This window comes from Plantibacter sp. VKM Ac-2880 (assembly GCF_015351235.1).
GTDB lineage: Bacteria > Actinomycetota > Actinomycetes > Actinomycetales > Microbacteriaceae > Plantibacter.
On the sequence record NZ_JADKSJ010000002.1, the window covers coordinates 719,743 to 735,477 of the forward strand.

The 15,735-nt window shown below is 66.2% G+C and carries 13 protein-coding genes; 12 read left to right on the top strand and 1 reads right to left on the bottom strand.

Annotated elements, in window-relative coordinates; genetic code table 11:
- Nucleotides 1–82 precede the first annotated feature (82 nt).
- The 8 genes from ITJ57_RS15440 to ITJ57_RS15475 all read left to right on the top strand — a co-directional run bounded on the left by ITJ57_RS15440 (nt 83) and on the right by ITJ57_RS15475 (nt 8,828).
- A complete protein-coding gene (locus ITJ57_RS15440; RefSeq protein ID WP_194670935.1) occupies nt 83–1,465 on the top strand; it encodes a polysaccharide biosynthesis tyrosine autokinase in 1,383 nt (460 codons plus the stop codon).
- Entirely contained in the window at nt 1,462–2,064 is a 603-nt protein-coding gene (locus tag ITJ57_RS15445) for a low molecular weight phosphatase family protein (protein ID WP_194670936.1), read from the top strand. Before ITJ57_RS15440 ends, ITJ57_RS15445 begins: the two co-directional genes overlap by 4 nt.
- The gene (locus tag ITJ57_RS15450; protein WP_194670937.1) at nt 2,061–3,047 is read left to right on the top strand and encodes a hypothetical protein; all 987 of its coding nucleotides are present in this window, start codon (nt 2,061–2,063) and stop codon (nt 3,045–3,047) included. Before ITJ57_RS15445 ends, ITJ57_RS15450 begins: the two co-directional genes overlap by 4 nt.
- A 178-nt stretch (nt 3,048–3,225) precedes the next feature.
- Complete coding sequence (locus ITJ57_RS15455; protein WP_194670938.1) at nt 3,226–4,734, top strand: sugar transferase; 1,509 nt, start codon at nt 3,226–3,228, stop codon at nt 4,732–4,734.
- Nucleotides 4,734–5,879, top strand: coding sequence for a glycosyltransferase (locus ITJ57_RS15460; protein WP_194670939.1), 1,146 nt, complete (start codon nt 4,734–4,736; stop codon nt 5,877–5,879). Before ITJ57_RS15455 ends, ITJ57_RS15460 begins: the two co-directional genes overlap by 1 nt.
- On the top strand, nt 5,876–6,829 hold the full coding sequence (locus ITJ57_RS15465; RefSeq protein WP_194670940.1) for a glycosyltransferase family 1 protein: 954 nt from the start codon (nt 5,876–5,878) through the stop codon (nt 6,827–6,829). The genes ITJ57_RS15460 and ITJ57_RS15465 overlap by 4 nt, the downstream gene beginning before the upstream one ends.
- On the top strand, nt 6,829–7,728 hold the full coding sequence (locus ITJ57_RS15470) for a glycosyltransferase family 2 protein (RefSeq protein WP_194670941.1): 900 nt from the start codon (nt 6,829–6,831) through the stop codon (nt 7,726–7,728). Before ITJ57_RS15465 ends, ITJ57_RS15470 begins: the two co-directional genes overlap by 1 nt.
- Nucleotides 7,725–8,828, top strand: a complete 1,104-nt coding sequence (locus ITJ57_RS15475) for a glycosyltransferase (RefSeq protein WP_194670942.1) — start codon at nt 7,725–7,727, stop codon at nt 8,826–8,828. The genes ITJ57_RS15470 and ITJ57_RS15475 overlap by 4 nt, the downstream gene beginning before the upstream one ends.
- Before the next feature lie 73 nt (nt 8,829–8,901).
- Here the strand turns inward: ITJ57_RS15475 and ITJ57_RS15480 are convergent, their stop codons facing one another.
- Nucleotides 8,902–10,284 carry a hypothetical protein gene (locus ITJ57_RS15480; RefSeq protein WP_194670943.1) on the bottom strand — a complete coding sequence of 461 codons (1,383 nt, stop codon included), beginning with the start codon at nt 10,282–10,284 and terminating at the stop codon, nt 8,902–8,904.
- Nucleotides 10,285–10,541: 257 nt separating this feature from the next.
- On the opposite strand from ITJ57_RS15480, the gene ITJ57_RS15485 reads away from it, so the two are divergent.
- From ITJ57_RS15485 to ITJ57_RS15500, 4 genes are all read left to right on the top strand, one after another.
- Nucleotides 10,542–11,612 (top strand): glycosyltransferase, encoded by a 1,071-nt coding sequence (locus ITJ57_RS15485; protein ID WP_194670944.1) that lies wholly within the window; start codon nt 10,542–10,544, stop codon nt 11,610–11,612.
- Nucleotides 11,609–12,871 (top strand): hypothetical protein, encoded by a 1,263-nt coding sequence (locus ITJ57_RS15490; protein WP_194670945.1) that lies wholly within the window; start codon nt 11,609–11,611, stop codon nt 12,869–12,871. The genes ITJ57_RS15485 and ITJ57_RS15490 overlap by 4 nt, the downstream gene beginning before the upstream one ends.
- A gap of 287 nt (nt 12,872–13,158) precedes the next feature.
- A complete protein-coding gene (locus tag ITJ57_RS15495) occupies nt 13,159–14,130 on the top strand; it encodes a hypothetical protein (RefSeq protein WP_194670946.1) in 972 nt (323 codons plus the stop codon).
- Between the two features lie 73 nt (nt 14,131–14,203).
- Nucleotides 14,204–15,397 carry an acyltransferase gene (locus ITJ57_RS15500; RefSeq protein WP_194670947.1) on the top strand — a complete coding sequence of 398 codons (1,194 nt, stop codon included), beginning with the start codon at nt 14,204–14,206 and terminating at the stop codon, nt 15,395–15,397.
- The last annotated feature ends 338 nt before the right edge of the window (nt 15,398–15,735 follow it).

Consider the following 15,735-nt stretch of genomic DNA (forward strand, 5'->3'; position numbering starts at 1 on the left):
GCATGGCTCCCAACGCCCTGTTCGGGGCACGCCTTGGCAGCAGGGCGAACCGCTCTCCTCCTCATCGATCGGAAGCCACCGCGTGGAGCTCAGTGACTACCTCCGTGTCCTTCGCAAGTATTGGGCGCTCATTGTCGCTCTTGCTCTGGTCGGTGTCGCCGCCGCAGCTGCATACTCGCTCGCCAAGACTCCCGAATACAGCTCCTCGGCAAAGGTGTTCGTGTCCACGCAGTCGAGCGACAACGTCTCCGACCTCGCCCAGGGCAACACCTACTCGCAGCAGCGTGTGAAGACCTACGTCAACCTGGTGAGCACGCCGATCGTCCTGCAGCCCGTCATCGCGGCTCTCGAGCTCAACATCACGGTCGGACAACTGGGTGGGCAGGTGTCCGCCGTCGCGACGCCAGACACGACGATCATCCAGATCACCGCAACGAGCGAGGACCCGGTGCTCGCGGCAGAGCTGGCCAACACCACCGCCGAGAGCCTCACCGGCGTCGTCGCGAAAATCGAGAGCACGGACGACGGAGCAACCAGTCCGGTGAAACTGACCCGCGTGCAGGAGGCCAATGTGCCGACGGCGCCCGGCAGTCCGAACGTGCCGCTGAACCTCGCCCTGGGCGTCCTGGTCGGACTTGCCCTCGGGATCGCGTTCGCGGTCCTCCGCGAAACGCTCGACACGCGCATCCGCAACGAACGCGATGTCGAGTCGCTGACCGACATTCCGCTCATGGGCGGCATCGCCTTCGACCCGAAGGCGAAACAGCGCCCCCTCATCGTCCAGGCCGACCCGAAGAGCCCCCGCGCCGAGTCGTTCCGCAGCCTGCGCACCAACCTGCAGTTCCTCGACGTCAGCGATCAGCCCCGCAGCTACGTCATCACCTCCTCCATCCAGAGCGAGGGCAAGAGCACGACAGCGGCGAACCTCGCGATCGCTCTGGCGGATGCCGGTCACCGCGTCATCATCATCGACGCGGACCTCCGCCGTCCGAAGCTCGCGTCGTACTTCGACCTCGAGGGCGCTGTCGGGCTCAGCGATGTCCTCATCCGTCGGGCGACGCTCGAGGACACCATGCAGCCTTGGGGCCGCGGTGCGCTCACCGTCCTCCCCGCCGGCGCGATCCCCCCCAACCCGAGCGAGCTGCTCGGCTCGAGTGTGATGCAGAAGCTCATCTCCGGTCTCGAGAAGCAGTTCGACTACGTCCTCATCGACGCACCGCCACTGCTCCCCGTCACCGACGGCGCACTCCTCGCCCGGCACACGGGCGGCGCGCTGGTCATCGTCGCCGCCGGCCGGACGCACAAGAACCAGTTGAAGGGCGCCCTCGAGTCCCTCGCGCACGTCAACGCCTCGGTGTCCGGTCTCGTCATGACCATGGTCCCGACCAAGGGCCCCGACGCCTACGGCTATTCGCGCTACGGGTACGGAGCCGGCTACGGCTACACCGAGGATGTGAAGGCGTGACCGACGGCACGACGGCGACGGGCACGCGTCCGTTCTCGATCCTGTTCGTCTGCACCGGCAACATCTGCCGCTCCGCACTCGGGGCTCAGCTGCTGACCGCCCGACTCGACGAGGCAGGGGTCACCGCAGGCGGCCACCTCATCCGCGTGTCGAGCGCCGGAACGGGCATGGAGCCCGAGCTCGTCATGCCCGCAGAGGTCATCGAGCAGTCCCGCCGCTTGGGAGGGGATCCGAGCGGCCACGTCCCGCGGCAGCTGGATCGCGACATCGTCGCCGACGCCGATCTCATCCTCACGGCGACGAGAGCGCACCGCAGCGACGTCGCCCGACTGCTCCCCCGCGCCTCCCGGGCCACGTTCACCGTGCCACAGTTCGCTCGCCTCGTGGCCGAGACCGAACCCGCGGATGATCTGTGGGCGCTCGTGGCGGAAGTGGCCGCTGAACGCGGGCTCGTGCCGCCTCCCGAGAACCCCGAGGACGACGACATCGAAGACCCGTACCGCCGCAGCACCGAGACGTACGAGCGGGTCGGCGAGCAGATCCGAGGCTTCATCGACACCATCGCAAGCCGCTTGGCACAGTCGGGCGATCGACGGTGAGCACGAAGCGTGGCCGCTCGACCTTCCGCTCCGCGAAGGGCCGATCACGGTGGCGTGACTCGCTGAGTTCCAGCCAGCGGGTGCTCGTCCTCGTGGGCCTCGCTCTGTTCCTGATCGTCGATGTGATCCTCGTCGGACTCGCCCTCTCGGCGAACCAGGTGCCGAGCGCAGAACGCACACCGCGTCCGCTGGTCACCTTCAACTCGACTCCACAGCCGGCGCCTGCGCCCGTTGCATCGGCCGAGCCGACGGCTGAGCCGGCGGCGGACGGCAAGCGGTTCATCACAACCATTGACGGCCAGACGCTGTGGCGTGCGACCGCCGGCGCGTGTGCCTCCACGCCCGCGGTCGTCGAGCGGAGCGTCGACGCCGGCACCACGTGGACGCCGTTGGCGACGAACGCCTTCGACCTCCGGCAGGTACTCACCCTGACGACCGGCGAGGAGGGCGAACTCGAGATCATCGGCGCCACGGGCGACGCCTGCGCTGTCGGCGGGTTCTCCTCCACCGATGCCGGGGACACCTGGGCGCCGGACGCAGCGCTTCCAGGCGAGGTCGGCTACGAGACCCCAGACGGAACCTCGATCGTCGTCGCAGGTCAAGGGGTCGGCCTCCCCTGTCCGGCTGTCGAGGTCATCAGTGCACGGACCGATCGAACCGTGGCCGCTTGCGCCGCGGTCATGGCGGAGTGGGATCCAACCGCTGGCGCATGGAGCACGACGCCCTATGCCGGCGTACACGGCCTCGCGACCGAGGGCGACCGCCTGATGTTCGTCGCGCGTGGTGTGCCAGGGTGCAACGGCCTCGGTGCACTGGCGATCAACGGCGTGCCGGCCGCAGTCTCGAGCGCCCCGCTCGTCGGATGCATCGAAGGAGCCGATGGGTCGGCACCCGCCGCGCTCACGATCGCCGGGCAGGGCGCATGGCTCTGGGTCGGCGACCGGCTGTACCGTTCGGCCGATGGAGGCGCGACTTGGAGCTAGGGTTTTCCCTACAGTTGTAGCTCAGGGACCCCGGCTGGGGGCCAATCGCTAAAAGGAGGACAGATGTCGGCTGCCTCGACCGCTATCCTCAGCAACAGGATGGATACATCCGCGTATCGAACCACGAAGCTCTTCCCTCGTCACCCGTAGTAATTACGTGTCCCACCACGGAGACCGCATGTTGTCGCAGCCTTCCGTGCCGCTGCCAACGACGCCTGCGAGCACTCCCCCCGACCCGGCTCGCCCTGCCGCGCGCGATTGGCGTCGTGTCTACGCGCGCCGGCTCGCCGTCACCGACGCGATCGTCCTCATCTGGGTCGTGTTCGGCACCCAGCTGTTCTGGTTCGACTTCGACCAGGAGACGACATCCGTCGGCTTCGACATGGCCCGGGTTGTGGTGAACTACACGGTCATCTCGATCACGCTCATCGTCGCGTGGCTCGTCACCCTCCGCATCTTCGGCACCCGCGAGTACCGCGTGGTCGGCAGTGGCAACGCCGAATACCGGCTCATCGCCGACGCGAGCATCCGACTGTTCGGCATCATCGCGATCATCGCCTTCCTGGTGAAGCTCGACCTGGCCCGCGGCTACTTCCTCCTCGCGTTCCCCCTCGGCATCCTCGTCCTCCTCCTCTCGCGGTGGATGTGGCGCCAGTGGCTCTCGGTGCAGCGTGCGCACGGGCGCTACGCATCACTCGTCCTCCTCGTCGGCTCGGCCGACTCCGCGGAGCACATCGCGAAGGAACTCACCCGCAACACCGATGCCGGCTACCGCGTGGTCGGTGCATGTGTGCCGACCGGCAAGATCGGCGGCACCCTCGGCGAGACCGGCATCCCCGTCTCCGGCACGGTGGACACCGTGCTCGAGGCGATCGCGGTGACGGGCGCCGACACGATCATCATCACCAGCTCCGATGAGCTGACACCGGTGCGGGTGCGCGAGTTGAGCTGGAGCCTCGAGCCCGGACGCCAGCACCTCATCGTCGCCCCGAGCCTGACCGACGTCGGCGGCCCACGCATCCACACGCGACCCGTCGCCGGGCTGCCGCTCATCCACGTGGAGACCCCGCGCTACGAGGGCCGGAAGCGGTTCTCGAAGCGCGCGTTCGACATCCTCGGTTCCGGCGCGATCCTCCTCGTCGCCTCCCCCATCCTGCTGGTCGTCGCACTCCTCGTGAAGTTCACGAGCCCAGGTCCGGTCCTCTACCGACAGGAACGGATCGGCCTGAACGGCGAGCCGTTCCCCATGCTCAAGTTCCGCTCCATGCGGGTCAACGCCGACGCCGAGCTCGCCGCGCTCCTCGAGCAGCAGGGCACCAGCGACCGCCCGCTCTTCAAGGTGCAGAACGACCCCCGCCTGACCCGCGTCGGCGCGACCCTGCGGAAGTTCTCGCTCGACGAGTTCCCGCAGCTCATCAACGTCTTCCGGGGCGACATGAGCCTCGTCGGCCCGCGCCCACAGCGCGAGGGCGAGGTCGCGCTCTACGACTCGGCAGCCAAACGTCGCCTCATCGTGCAACCCGGCATGACCGGCCTCTGGCAGGTCAGCGGTCGTTCCGCCCTCAGCTGGGAGGACGCCATCCGTCTCGACCTGTACTACGTCGAGAACTGGTCCCTCACGGGCGACGTCATCATCCTGTGGCGCACGATCCGGGCGGTCGTCGCGCCCGGCAAGGAAGCCCACTGATGGCGGGTCTCATCGTCCACGAGTGGATCGAACGCCACGGTGGCTCGGAGAACGTCGTCGATGCGATGGCCGCCGCCTATCCCGACGCCGACATCCACTGCCTCTGGAGCAACGCCCCGGACCGCTTCCCCGGCCACGCGGTGAGCGAGTCCTGGCTCTCACGCACCCCCCTGCGCAGGAGCAAAGCGGCCGCCCTGCCATTCATGCCCCTCACCTGGGCGCGCACCGACGTCTCGCACGCCGACTTCGTCCTCATCAGCTCACACGCCTTCGCGCACCACGCCGGAGGGAGACAGCCCGCCGACGGTCCCGATCGCTTCGTCTACGTGCACACGCCGGCCCGCTACCTGTGGGCTCCGGAACTCGACGTCCGTGGCGGGAACCTCGCCGCTCGCGCCCTCGCACCGGCGCTGCGCCGGGTCGACCGCAAGCGTGCACAGGACGGCGCGACCTTCGCCGCGAACAGCGACTACATCCGGCAGCGGATGGAACGCTCCTGGGGGGTCGAGGCCGAGGTCATCCACCCGCCTGTCCGCGTCGAGTACCTGCAGAGCGTCCCGTCGTGGGCCGATCGCCTGAGCACCGAGGACGCGTATCTGTTCTCGACGCTTCCGACGGACTACGTCCTCGGTGCCTCGCGCTTCGTCGACTACAAGCGTCTCGACGTCGCGATCCGAGCCGGTGAGCTGGCCGGGCTGCCGGTCGTGCTGGCTGGCGCTGGCCCGCAGCACGCCGAGTTGCAGGCGCTCGCAGACGCCGCATCGGTGCCGGTCATCATCATGACGCGGCCGAGTGACGAACTCCTGTTCGCGCTGTACGAGGCCGCTTCCCTGCTCGTGTTCGCGGCGATCGAGGACTTCGGCATCATGCCGGTCGAGGCGATGGCGCTCGGCACCCCGGCGCTCGTGCTGTCCGAGGGCGGGGCCTCCGAGAGCGTGCTCGCCATCGACGGCGGGGTGGTCGTCGATACGCTCGACGACGCGACGCTGCGCGAGGCCGTCGAACGCGCGCTCCTCGTCGACATGGCACCCGCGCAGGACCGGGTGAACGCCCTCTTCGGATCGGCCGCCTTCGCCACCAAGCTCACGAACTGGGTCGGACATCCTGTCTCCGCCAGTGGTACCGATCGGACCGTCGCCTCATGATCCTCGCCGACACCAGGTGGAGCGGCGTCCACGGCATCGGTCGTTATGCGTCCGAAGTGCTCCCGCGTCTGAGCGTCGAATGGTCGGCGCTCGAGGTGGGCGGCAAGCCGTCCGACCCGCAGGACTTCCTCCGGGTGCGCCGCACGCCGGCCGGTGAGACCATCTACTCCCCCGGCTACAACGGGTTCCTGGCGCGTTCGCCGCAGGTGGTCACCGTGCACGACCTCATCCATCTACACCCCACCACCGGTCGCCGCGCCGTCTACCTCGCGCACTACTCGACCGTCCTGCGCCCGATCATCCGCCGCAACCGCCTCGTACTTACCGTCTCCGAGACGTCGAAACGCGCGATCGAGGAGTGGGTGGACGACGACCGCGTCCGCGTCGTGAACGCCGGGAACGGTTTGTCCGAGGCGTTCCACCCGGGGGACGCCTCGGCCACCGCCGATGACGCTGCTCCCTACTTCCTCTACGTCGGGAACCTGCGGGCACACAAGAACGTCGATGTGGTGTTCCGAGCCCTGGCGCGCGTCCCCGACGCGAGACTCGTCGTGGTCATGAACGACCGCGAAGGTGCGGTGCGTCGCGCCACCGAGCTCGGTGTCGCCGACCGGGTCGAAGTGCGCAGCGGACTGACGGACCCGGAGCTCGCCGAGCTGTACCGTGGCGCCGTGGCGACCGTCTTCCCGTCGCTGGTCGAAGGTTTCGGGCTCCCCGCGGTCGAGAGCATCGCGTGCGGCACGCCGGTGATCTTCTGGGAAGGCTGCGAGTCGATCGCCGAGATTTCGAGCGAGCAGGGGTTCCCGGTCGGTGACGCACACGACGACGTCGCGTGGGCCGGAGCAATGGAGCGCGTCCTGTCGGAACGCCCCAGCGCGGCTCCTCTCGCCGCGGCATACAGCTGGGAGCGGACGGCCGAGCTCGTGTCGAACACCCTCCGGGCACGCTGATGGTCGCAGAGCGCGACGAAGCCGCCACGTCCAAGCACACGGTCGCCGCGGTCGTCCTGAACTGGCGCGACGCGTCCAACACGACCGAGTGTCTCGCCTCGCTCGCGCAGGACGCTGAGCTGAACCGAATCGTCATCGTGGACAACGAGTCCGATGGAACGTTGAGGCAAGCGCTCAGCACTCCCGGGACGCCTGAACACGTCCTGCTCGAGCGCGCGGAGAACGGCGGATTCTCGGCGGGCGTGAACGTCGGACTCCGACACGCACTCGAAGCCGGTGTCGACTTCGTGCTGGTCATCAACAACGATGCCAGGCTCAGCCCCGGCGCCGTGTCGACCATGCTGGCGGAGTTCGAGCGCGACGCGACCGTGGGCATCGTCGGCCCGGCGATCGTGAACGAGGACGGGTCGCCTCAGGCGCTCGGTCCGCGCATCAGCTTCCCGCTGCGCATCGACGAGACCGCCGGTTCGGCGCATCCGGACTTCGTGACCTGGGCCTGCGTCCTCGTCTCCCGCCAGCTGTTGGAAGCCGTCGGTCTGCTGGACGAGACCTTCTTCATGTACTGGGAGGACGTGGAGTTCGGTTACCGCACTCGCGCCGCAGGATTCCGGCTGGCGGTCGCGCCGCGCGCAACCGTCGCCCATGCGGTCTCCTCCTCGCACAGCATCGCGGGCGACCGCGTCCAGCTCTACTCTGCCTACGGCCTCGGACGGATAGCCGCTCGGCACCGTCCCTTCCTCGTCGCCTCCGGTATCCGAGCGGTGCTTCGGGTGGGCAAGCGGCTCGCCGCACGACGGGTACGCTTCGCCATGGACATCTGGCTGGCCTACCGCGATGGGCTGCGAGAAACGGAACAACCCGCGTTCGAACGGGTGACGAAGGAGTCCTGGCCACGATGACGCAGCGGCCCATTGCGCGGTACTACCGCGGTGCACGCACAACCCACCTCGAGCGTCTCCACGACAGCACGCCGGGCGACTTCTTCTATCAGAAGCCGATGTACGACTTCGACGTCTCGCGAGCCCCGGCAGGTGCCAGAGTCGAACAGACCTCGTTCCTCCAGGTCGCGGTACTCGTCCTCAAGGGGACGTACGCGAAGCTCGAGATCGTCGAACCGTACGCGCCGAGCGCTCTGCCCCAGAACCTGGTGCTCGCCCTGGCGTCGCGGGTCGGGCGGGTGTTGCATCGTCGGCCGACACAGCTCGTGACGTATGCGATCGAGAACGCGGACCTGCCGCGCAAGGTCGCTGCGAGCACCCGACTGCCCGTCGCGGTGACCCGCGCGCTGCTTCGCATGACGGTCGGGTTCTGTTACCGGTCGCTGAGTCGCGTGGCCTTCGGTACCGCAGACGCCGAAGCGAACTACGCGGCACTGCTCGGCGCTCGAACGAAGGGTGGTTCACCCGAGACGACGCTGATCTGGGGTCTCCCCACCGCACACCCGACGGCTTCAGCCATGACGGCGACAGCAGCGGGCGCGACGGTGCTGTTCGTGGGTGCGCTCGACGAACGTAAGGGGATCCGACAGCTCATGGGCAGCTGGTCGGACGTGCTGGCCGAGCTACCCGATGCCACCTTGCACATTCTCGGCAAAGGACCGCTGGAGGCTGAGGTCGTCGCCTGGGCGAAGACCGCCTCGCACACATCCATCCTCATCGATCCTTCCCGCGAGGTGATCCTCGATGCCCAGCGCAAGGCCGACGTGCTCGTGCTGTTGTCGCAGCCCTTCACCAACTGGAAGGAACAGATCGGCCTACCGATCGTCGAGGGTCTGAGCGTTGGGACGGAGATCGTCGCGAGCACGGAGACAGGGATCGCAGGGTGGCTGGAGGACCACGGACACCGTGTCCTGGCACCAGACGCTCCTCGCACGGAACTGGCCGGCGCGATCACCGGCGCCTTGCGCTCTCGTCGGTCTCGCTCGGCTGTACTCGCCGATCTTCCTGAGGTCGACGGCCGGCTGGCCGCAGACCGGTGGTTGTTCGCACCGTCGATCTAGTCTCCAAAACGGCGGCACCGTGGTCGAGCCGCCGCCCACATCGAGCGTTCTACGAGGTGACTCCGGTCGGTTGTCAGGCCGAGGACTCCGCCGAAGCTACGCCGGCGGGAGCTCTGCGAGATGCGAAGATCACTCTGCCCGACGAGGGAAGATGCGCGTCGACGGGATGTGCCTGGTCCTCATCAGTGCGAACAGGAGCCGTCACGGCTGCGGCCGCGAGCGCTGCGGGAAGGAACCACGTGGGGAAGAGCATGTAGCTTGAATCGATGCTCGCTCCGATGGCGAGCGTCAACCAGACGACCCACATACCGCTTCGACGCGAGATGGAACGCGCAATGATGGTGATGAGCAGGACCATCCCGAAGATGCCGATCTGCATCATCATTCCGATGAATCCCTCTGCCGGAGTGCGCCACGTCGCCATCCCGAAGAAGTACTCAAGTGGCGTCAACTGTGACAGCACCATGGACCACACGTCACTTCGGCCAGCACCTCCCGATGCCAGGATATTGTCGATCGAGTAGCGCTCGATGAAGCCGGGCTGAACGGTGATCACCGTCATCACGACTCCCACTGCCACGGCAGAGATAGCCAGCTTGCGGCTCAGGCTTCCGCCACGGAGGAACACGACAAGTGTCACGATGACGGCCGCGAGAATGGCGGTCCGTGAGCCGGAGAGCGCGATCGCCGCGAGCGCACCAAGGAGGACGACGACGTCCTGAACACTGGATTGCTTCTTCGCAATCCGCAGCAGTGCGGCCGAGAAGAACACCGCAGCCGCCAGACCAAAGATGTTCCCGTTCTGGTACGTCGACGGAATCTTCGAGAAGTCGGCAACGGTGCTCGAGTAGATGACGTTGTTCTTTTCCAGGATGTCATCGCCAAGTGCGTAGGAAAGGCCGGGAATCGCGGTCTCGACCACCCCACCGACGAACTGGACGAGCGCGTACACGCAGGCAACGAGGAATCCACGCTCCAAACTCTTGCGGATGGGCGTGCCGTCTCCCTTGAGGTGAGTCGTCATGACGAGGAGGACGACTGGGATCGCAGACCAGGCGAGCAGCTGGAACGCAGGTGAGAAACCGGCCGGGAGCCCGACGGCGACCACCCGGCACAGTACCCAGACCAGGTAGATCAGCAGCAGGATGTCCATCGTCGGGGCGCGACGCTTCCATCCGAGAGCGATCGTGGCGAGCGCGACGGCGAGGATGAGCCCGAACAAGAACACAGGAAACGGGAATCCGTCGACTTTGATCCCGGCTTTCGGGAACGCCGCCGTCAAGAAAGCGAGGACGCACGCCGCCTGCAGTGGTTTGAAAAGTGCCCACACGATGAGCAGTCCCGCCCCGAGGAGCAGCAAGGAGATCACTGGTGAGAGAAAACGAAGACATGCGAGCACAAGAACCGCCGTAGCGATAGCACCGCCGATCCCCCAGACCACCCCGCGATTGTTCACTGGTCCAGTATGACTCACCTGACGAGTGGTCCCGAGAGTTCTCTCCGCTGTCGCGGGCACGAATGACACCCCGCAGAATGACAGGCATCCCGGACGAGTGCGGCGACGTTCAGCGATGTGGCCCCTTGGTAGGCTGAGGCGCACCATCACGCTCAGGACAGCGCTGAGATCACGCCACTTGTTCCCGCTTCGCCCTGAAAGGCATCTTGTATGGGTCGGCTGCCACTTCCGGAGCTCTCGCGATGTGAGGACGACGCATGAGAATCGCGATCTTCACCCCCGACATCACGTCGAACTCGCTCGGTCGCACCTACTGCCTGTGGCTGCTGATGCGGGCCAATGGCTGGGAGACCCAGGTGTTCGCCCCACGCGGTGGAGATATCTGGGGGCCGCTCCGCGGCGGAGACTTCGCCGCGAATTGCCGCACCGTCGACGAGGGCGATCCGGAACTCTTTGCGGCTGTCGAGGCTGCCGACCTGGTCCTCGCAGTCAAGCCGGTCGAGACTTCCTTCGGTCGTGCGAAACGGCTAGCCAGTGCTGCAGAGCGACCACTCCTCCTCGATGTCGACGACCCGGATCTCGAAGCCGCGCTGTCCTGGCGGCGACCGCTGCGGCGCTTCGCGAAGGGCATCCTGAAGTTCGGCGCCGTTCGCAAGAACAAAGAGCTGAAACGGCTCGCCCTGCAGGCGGACACCATCGTGAGCAATCCGGTCCTCCAAGCCATCTACGGCGGGCCAATCGTTCCCCACGTCCGCGACGACCGTGGCTTCGGAGCACCGCACACCAGCTCCAAGCCCTCCATCGCATTCGTCGGCACGAATCGGAAGCACAAGGGCGTCGACATCCTGCGGGATGCGGTCGCGAACCGTCAGGATCTTGAAGTCACGCTCAAGCTCACTGACGAAGCGCCTGAGGATGCCCGACCCTGGGAGCAGTGGGTCGGCATGACATCCTTCGATGAGGGCCTGGCCCTGGTCGAGAACGCGGACATCGTGGTGATCCCGAGCAAAGACGACGGATACGCCCATGGCCAGCTCCCGGCGAAGTTGATGGACGCCATGCTCGCCGGTCGCGCGGTCATTGTGAGCGACATCGAACCCATGACCTGGGCGGTGGGGTCCGGCGGTCTGACGGTGGAACCGTCGTCTGTCTCGGCGCTCGCTTCGGCGATCGGGGAGGTGTCGTCTCCGGACACCCGGACATCGTTGGGAGAGCAGGCAAGGGAACGAGCCCTCGCGTTGTTCACGGTCGAAGCACATCAAGCCGCATTTCGGGCGATATGCGAGGGCGCTGTTCGTCGGTTCTCGCAGGAGACGGGTATCAAATGAACGCTGCTCTCAACCAGGTGCGGACTCTTGCGATGCGAGCCAGACGCAAGGCGAAGCGGGACCGGGTCGAGCGGGGCTTCATCGAAGCATCCGCTCGGGTGCCGGGGGCCAACGCCTTCGTAGGCCTCAACCCGATGAGCCTCGCGGTCGCATCGATCCGACCGAGCGACCAGGTCCGGCCCCGTGTTTCGCTGATCGTGCCCGAGATCAAGGCCGAAGCCATCTTCGCCGGAATACGCACAGCGTTGGAGGTCAGCGTGGGTGTGGCGAACTCGCTTGAGCTACCACTCCGCATCTTCGCGCTGTGGGATGAGCCCAACCCGCAGGCGTCCGCCATCATACGAGCGTTCCTGAGGGACGAGTTCGGTCTGTCACGTTGGGCCGAGGTCGAGGTCCTCCACGTCGCGGCGCTCACCGGTCTGTCCGTCAGCGCGGACGAACTGTGGATCGGCACGCATTGGACCACCGTCCACCCACTCGATGTCGCATCTCGACTCACGGTGATCAGTCCGGACCGCGTCATCTATCTCGCTCAGGACTATGAGCCCGGTTTCTATCCCTGGTCGACGGAATTCGCCCTTGCTCGAGCCACCTACCACGCCGGTTTCCGCCTGGTGGTGAACTCCGAACCGCTCGCTGCATACCTCCGGGATGCAGAGCATCTCGATGTCGATCCAGCACTGGTGTTCGCACCGAGTCTCGATCTTGGACGCCTCGAGGATTCGGCTGTGAATCGGCGGAAGTCCACTAAGCCTTCGGTGATGTTCTACGGGCGGCCGAACAAACCCCGCAACCTCTTCGCCATCGGAATCTCCGCCTTGAAGCTCTCCGCCACATCGAAGGTGGGAAGCGGAGTCGCGTATTCGTCCGTCGGAGAGTCGCACGCTACCGTCGCACTGTCGGACACCACCACGCTTGCGTCGCGCGGGAAGTTGTCCTGGCAGGGCTACTTCGAACTGCTCTCGAGCACGGACGTGATGTTCTCACTGCAGCACAGCCCACACCCCTCTCATCCACCCCTCGACTCAGTCGTCTCCGGTGGCATCACTGTGACGAACGAGCTGGCCGGCACCCGAGCCGCTCTGCACCCACGACTGCTCACCGCCGAGCCTGACCCCACTCTCCTCGGCCAGCGGTTGAACGATGCCATTGAGATGGCCCGATCGAGCGAACCCGCTGGATTCGATTCCTCGTTCATCACGAAACTCGGCGCGCCGCTGACCGACGTCGTGAAGCACGCCAGCGCGTTCGTCGCCTGACCAGGATGCGTGCCTAACATCTGATGAGAAGACTGCGCCAAGCCTCGAACCTCCTCCTGTACCTGCTCATCCCGGGCCTCGGAGCGGCTACTCCGCTGCTGGTCTATCCGGCGTTGACTGCCCAATACGGGAGCACTGGTTTCGCCGCGGTCGCAGTCGCGCAGTCGCTCGGACTTGCGGGCGCGACCATCTGCGAGCTCGGATGGAGCGTCCTCGGGCCACAGCGTGTTGCGAGAGCGCAGACGGCTGAGCGCGCATCGCTGTACCAATCGGCGTTGGCGACGAAGTTGCTCGCGACCCTGATCGGAGCGCCGATCGCGGCTGTGGCAGCGGCCGTCATCGCGACCGACTACAAACCCGCCGCCGCTGTCCTGGCCGCTGCTTCGGTGGCAACCTGCCTCAGCCCGGGTTGGTTCCTTGTCGGGGCAAACCGTCCGCTCGCCATTCTGGCGTTCGAAGGCATCCCGCGGCTGCTCATCATGGCGGCGGTCGCCGGCCTCCTCCTCGCCGGCGCACCGCTCCTGGTTTACGGTATTGGCACCCTCGTCGCGGTCATCTTCACGCAGGTCGCAGTCTCGCTTCGCTTCGGCCAGCGCCTCCTCCCCCAGCTCTCGGCATTCACCAGCGGCGGGGCCATCATCAAGCAGCAACTCCCGTTGACCGGCGGCCGCGCTGTCAGCGTGGTCTACACCTCGCTGCCGATCGCGATCGTGGGATTGGTGAATCCTTCCGCCGTGGCGGTCTTCGCTGCCGTCGACCGACTCATGCGCATGGCGCTCGCCATCCTTGGCGGCGTGCCCAGCCGATTGCAGAGTTGGGTCGGCAGCGCTCCCGAGGATGGACGCGTCAAACGAAGTCGCCAGTCGCTCCTGATGAACGCCGCTCTCGGCGCCATATCTGGCGTCGGGTTCGCGGTCCTCGTCCCGTTCGTCGCAAACCTCGTCTTCTCGGGGACGATCGACATCGTCTGGCAGGTCGCCGTGCTTGGTGGCGCGATCCTGTTCGCGATCTGCGCTTCACGAGGGTTCGGATTGTCGCTCGTGGCTGAGGGTCGCGCCAACTGGATCGCCCTGGCAAACGTCCTCGCGGCTGTTGCTGGTGTGGCGACCACGTTCGCGCTCACGGGCCCGCTCGGTGCACCAGGCGCACAGCTCGGCGGGCTTGGTGCGGAAGTCGTGGGCATCGCCGTGCAGGCGTTCTGTCTCTTCCTCATGAAGCGACCGCCGCGCGACGCGACGACCCTGCGTGACAGTCGGTGAATCCGCGGCCGCCCGACTGTAGCCACCCGAGGACCTGCATCACTAACTGCCACCCGGCTTCATGGAGAGAACAGTGACTGCTACGAACACCATTGCTTTCAGACCCTCTGCTCGAATATCAGGACTCGACGGGCTACGTGGGATTGCAGCATTCGTCGTGCTGGTGCACCACTCGCTGCTGTTGTCTCAGCCGTTCATCGAACCGTACCGAGATCCACGCGCCGGGGGAAACGACGGGCTCATGTGGTGGCTCACCTACACGCCGCTCCACCTCCTGTGGGACGGCACTGTCGCAGTCTTCATCTTCTTTGCCCTGAGCGGATTCGTACTCGCGTTGCCTGCTCGAAAGGGACATACGAACTGGAAGGCGTACTACCCCGCTCGAATGGTGCGCCTGTATCTCCCGGTGTGGGCTGCGGTTGCCCTCTCGTTCGTCTGGGCCGTCGTACCTGCGTCGAACCGAGGGAGTGACTGGGTCCAAGGGCATGTGACTCCGGCGCCCGGTGGAGTACTGCGCGATCTAATCCTCCTCGTCGAGGCCCCCGGTGCGACCAACAGCGCCCTCTGGTCGCTGAGGTGGGAAGTGCTGTTCTCGCTTCTCCTGCCTCTGTACGTCCTGTTCGCGATGAAACTGCGTAGGTGGCTCTGGCTGAAAGTCGCCATCCTCATCGCGCTCCTGGTCGTAGGGGCGTACCTCGGACCATCGGCACGCCCCTACTCGCTCGGCCCGCTATTCCAGCTTCCGATCTTCGCCCTTGGCTGTCTCCTTGCCTTCGAGTGGGAGATCGTCAAGCGGTCCATCGACCGCACGAGGATGCACCCGGTGGCGATCGCCGGCGCGTGCGCACTGACCGCGCTTCTGTTGTCCTCCTATTGGTTGATCTACGCCTTCCCCTTTGGGAGTGACCTCCAAGACGCTGTGGCGCCGGCGTCTCGCGTTCTTCAGGTGTTCGGAGCGCTCGGCCTGGTTGCGCTTGTTGCAGCTGTGGTCCCATTTGGACGAGTGCTCAGCACGAAGCCGCTGCTCTGGCTCGGGCACCGTTCATTTAGCCTGTATCTCGTGCACGAGCCCATGGTCGTGGCATTGGGTCGCCTCCTCGGAGAGCGAGCATCTCCGATCCTCACACTCGCGATCAGTATCCCTGTGGCGTTCGTGCTTACAGAATTGTTCTACCGGTTCATCGAGGCGCCGAGCATGGTACTCTCTCGACGAATCTCCGCGCGTGTTCGCCAGCGGCATCCACGGCCCCCAATCACGGGCGGCTAAACCGCCAGGACGCCTCTCCTTCAGCGCGCTCGTAGGTCTAGTACTGTGCTTTGGAGCTGACAGGCCTCGCTGCCGAAGCGACCCCGAGAAGTACGGCTGGTGACAAAGGATGAGAGCAGCGGCCCAGCTCCCGACCATGCGTCACCGTCCGACTCACTCATGCGCCCGAAGTCGCCACCTCTCGCCGAGAATTCCCGCGACCCCGGCAACCCCGCTCTCGGCGCCATTGCCGGTGTCGGCTTCGTTCGCGATCTGCGCGTCACACGGTTTCGGGCCGCCGCCCGTAGCTCAGGATCGGGTCAGATGCATCCCCCGGGGCGAAGGTTCCCCGGCAACCG

What these genes read in the sequence shown, in the direction of transcription:
- ITJ57_RS15455 (WP_194670938.1), top strand. Translation starts at nt 3,226, where the DNA reads ATGTTGTCGCAGCCTTCCGTGCCGCTGCCAACGACGCCTGCGAGCACT.
- ITJ57_RS15460 (WP_194670939.1), top strand. Translation starts at nt 4,734, where the DNA reads ATGGCGGGTCTCATCGTCCACGAGTGGATCGAACGCCACGGTGGCTCG.
- ITJ57_RS15465 (WP_194670940.1), top strand. Translation starts at nt 5,876, where the DNA reads ATGATCCTCGCCGACACCAGGTGGAGCGGCGTCCACGGCATCGGTCGT.
- ITJ57_RS15470 (WP_194670941.1), top strand. Translation starts at nt 6,829, where the DNA reads ATGGTCGCAGAGCGCGACGAAGCCGCCACGTCCAAGCACACGGTCGCC.
- ITJ57_RS15475 (WP_194670942.1), top strand. Translation starts at nt 7,725, where the DNA reads ATGACGCAGCGGCCCATTGCGCGGTACTACCGCGGTGCACGCACAACC.
- ITJ57_RS15485 (WP_194670944.1), top strand. Translation starts at nt 10,542, where the DNA reads ATGAGAATCGCGATCTTCACCCCCGACATCACGTCGAACTCGCTCGGT.
- ITJ57_RS15490 (WP_194670945.1), top strand. Translation starts at nt 11,609, where the DNA reads ATGAACGCTGCTCTCAACCAGGTGCGGACTCTTGCGATGCGAGCCAGA.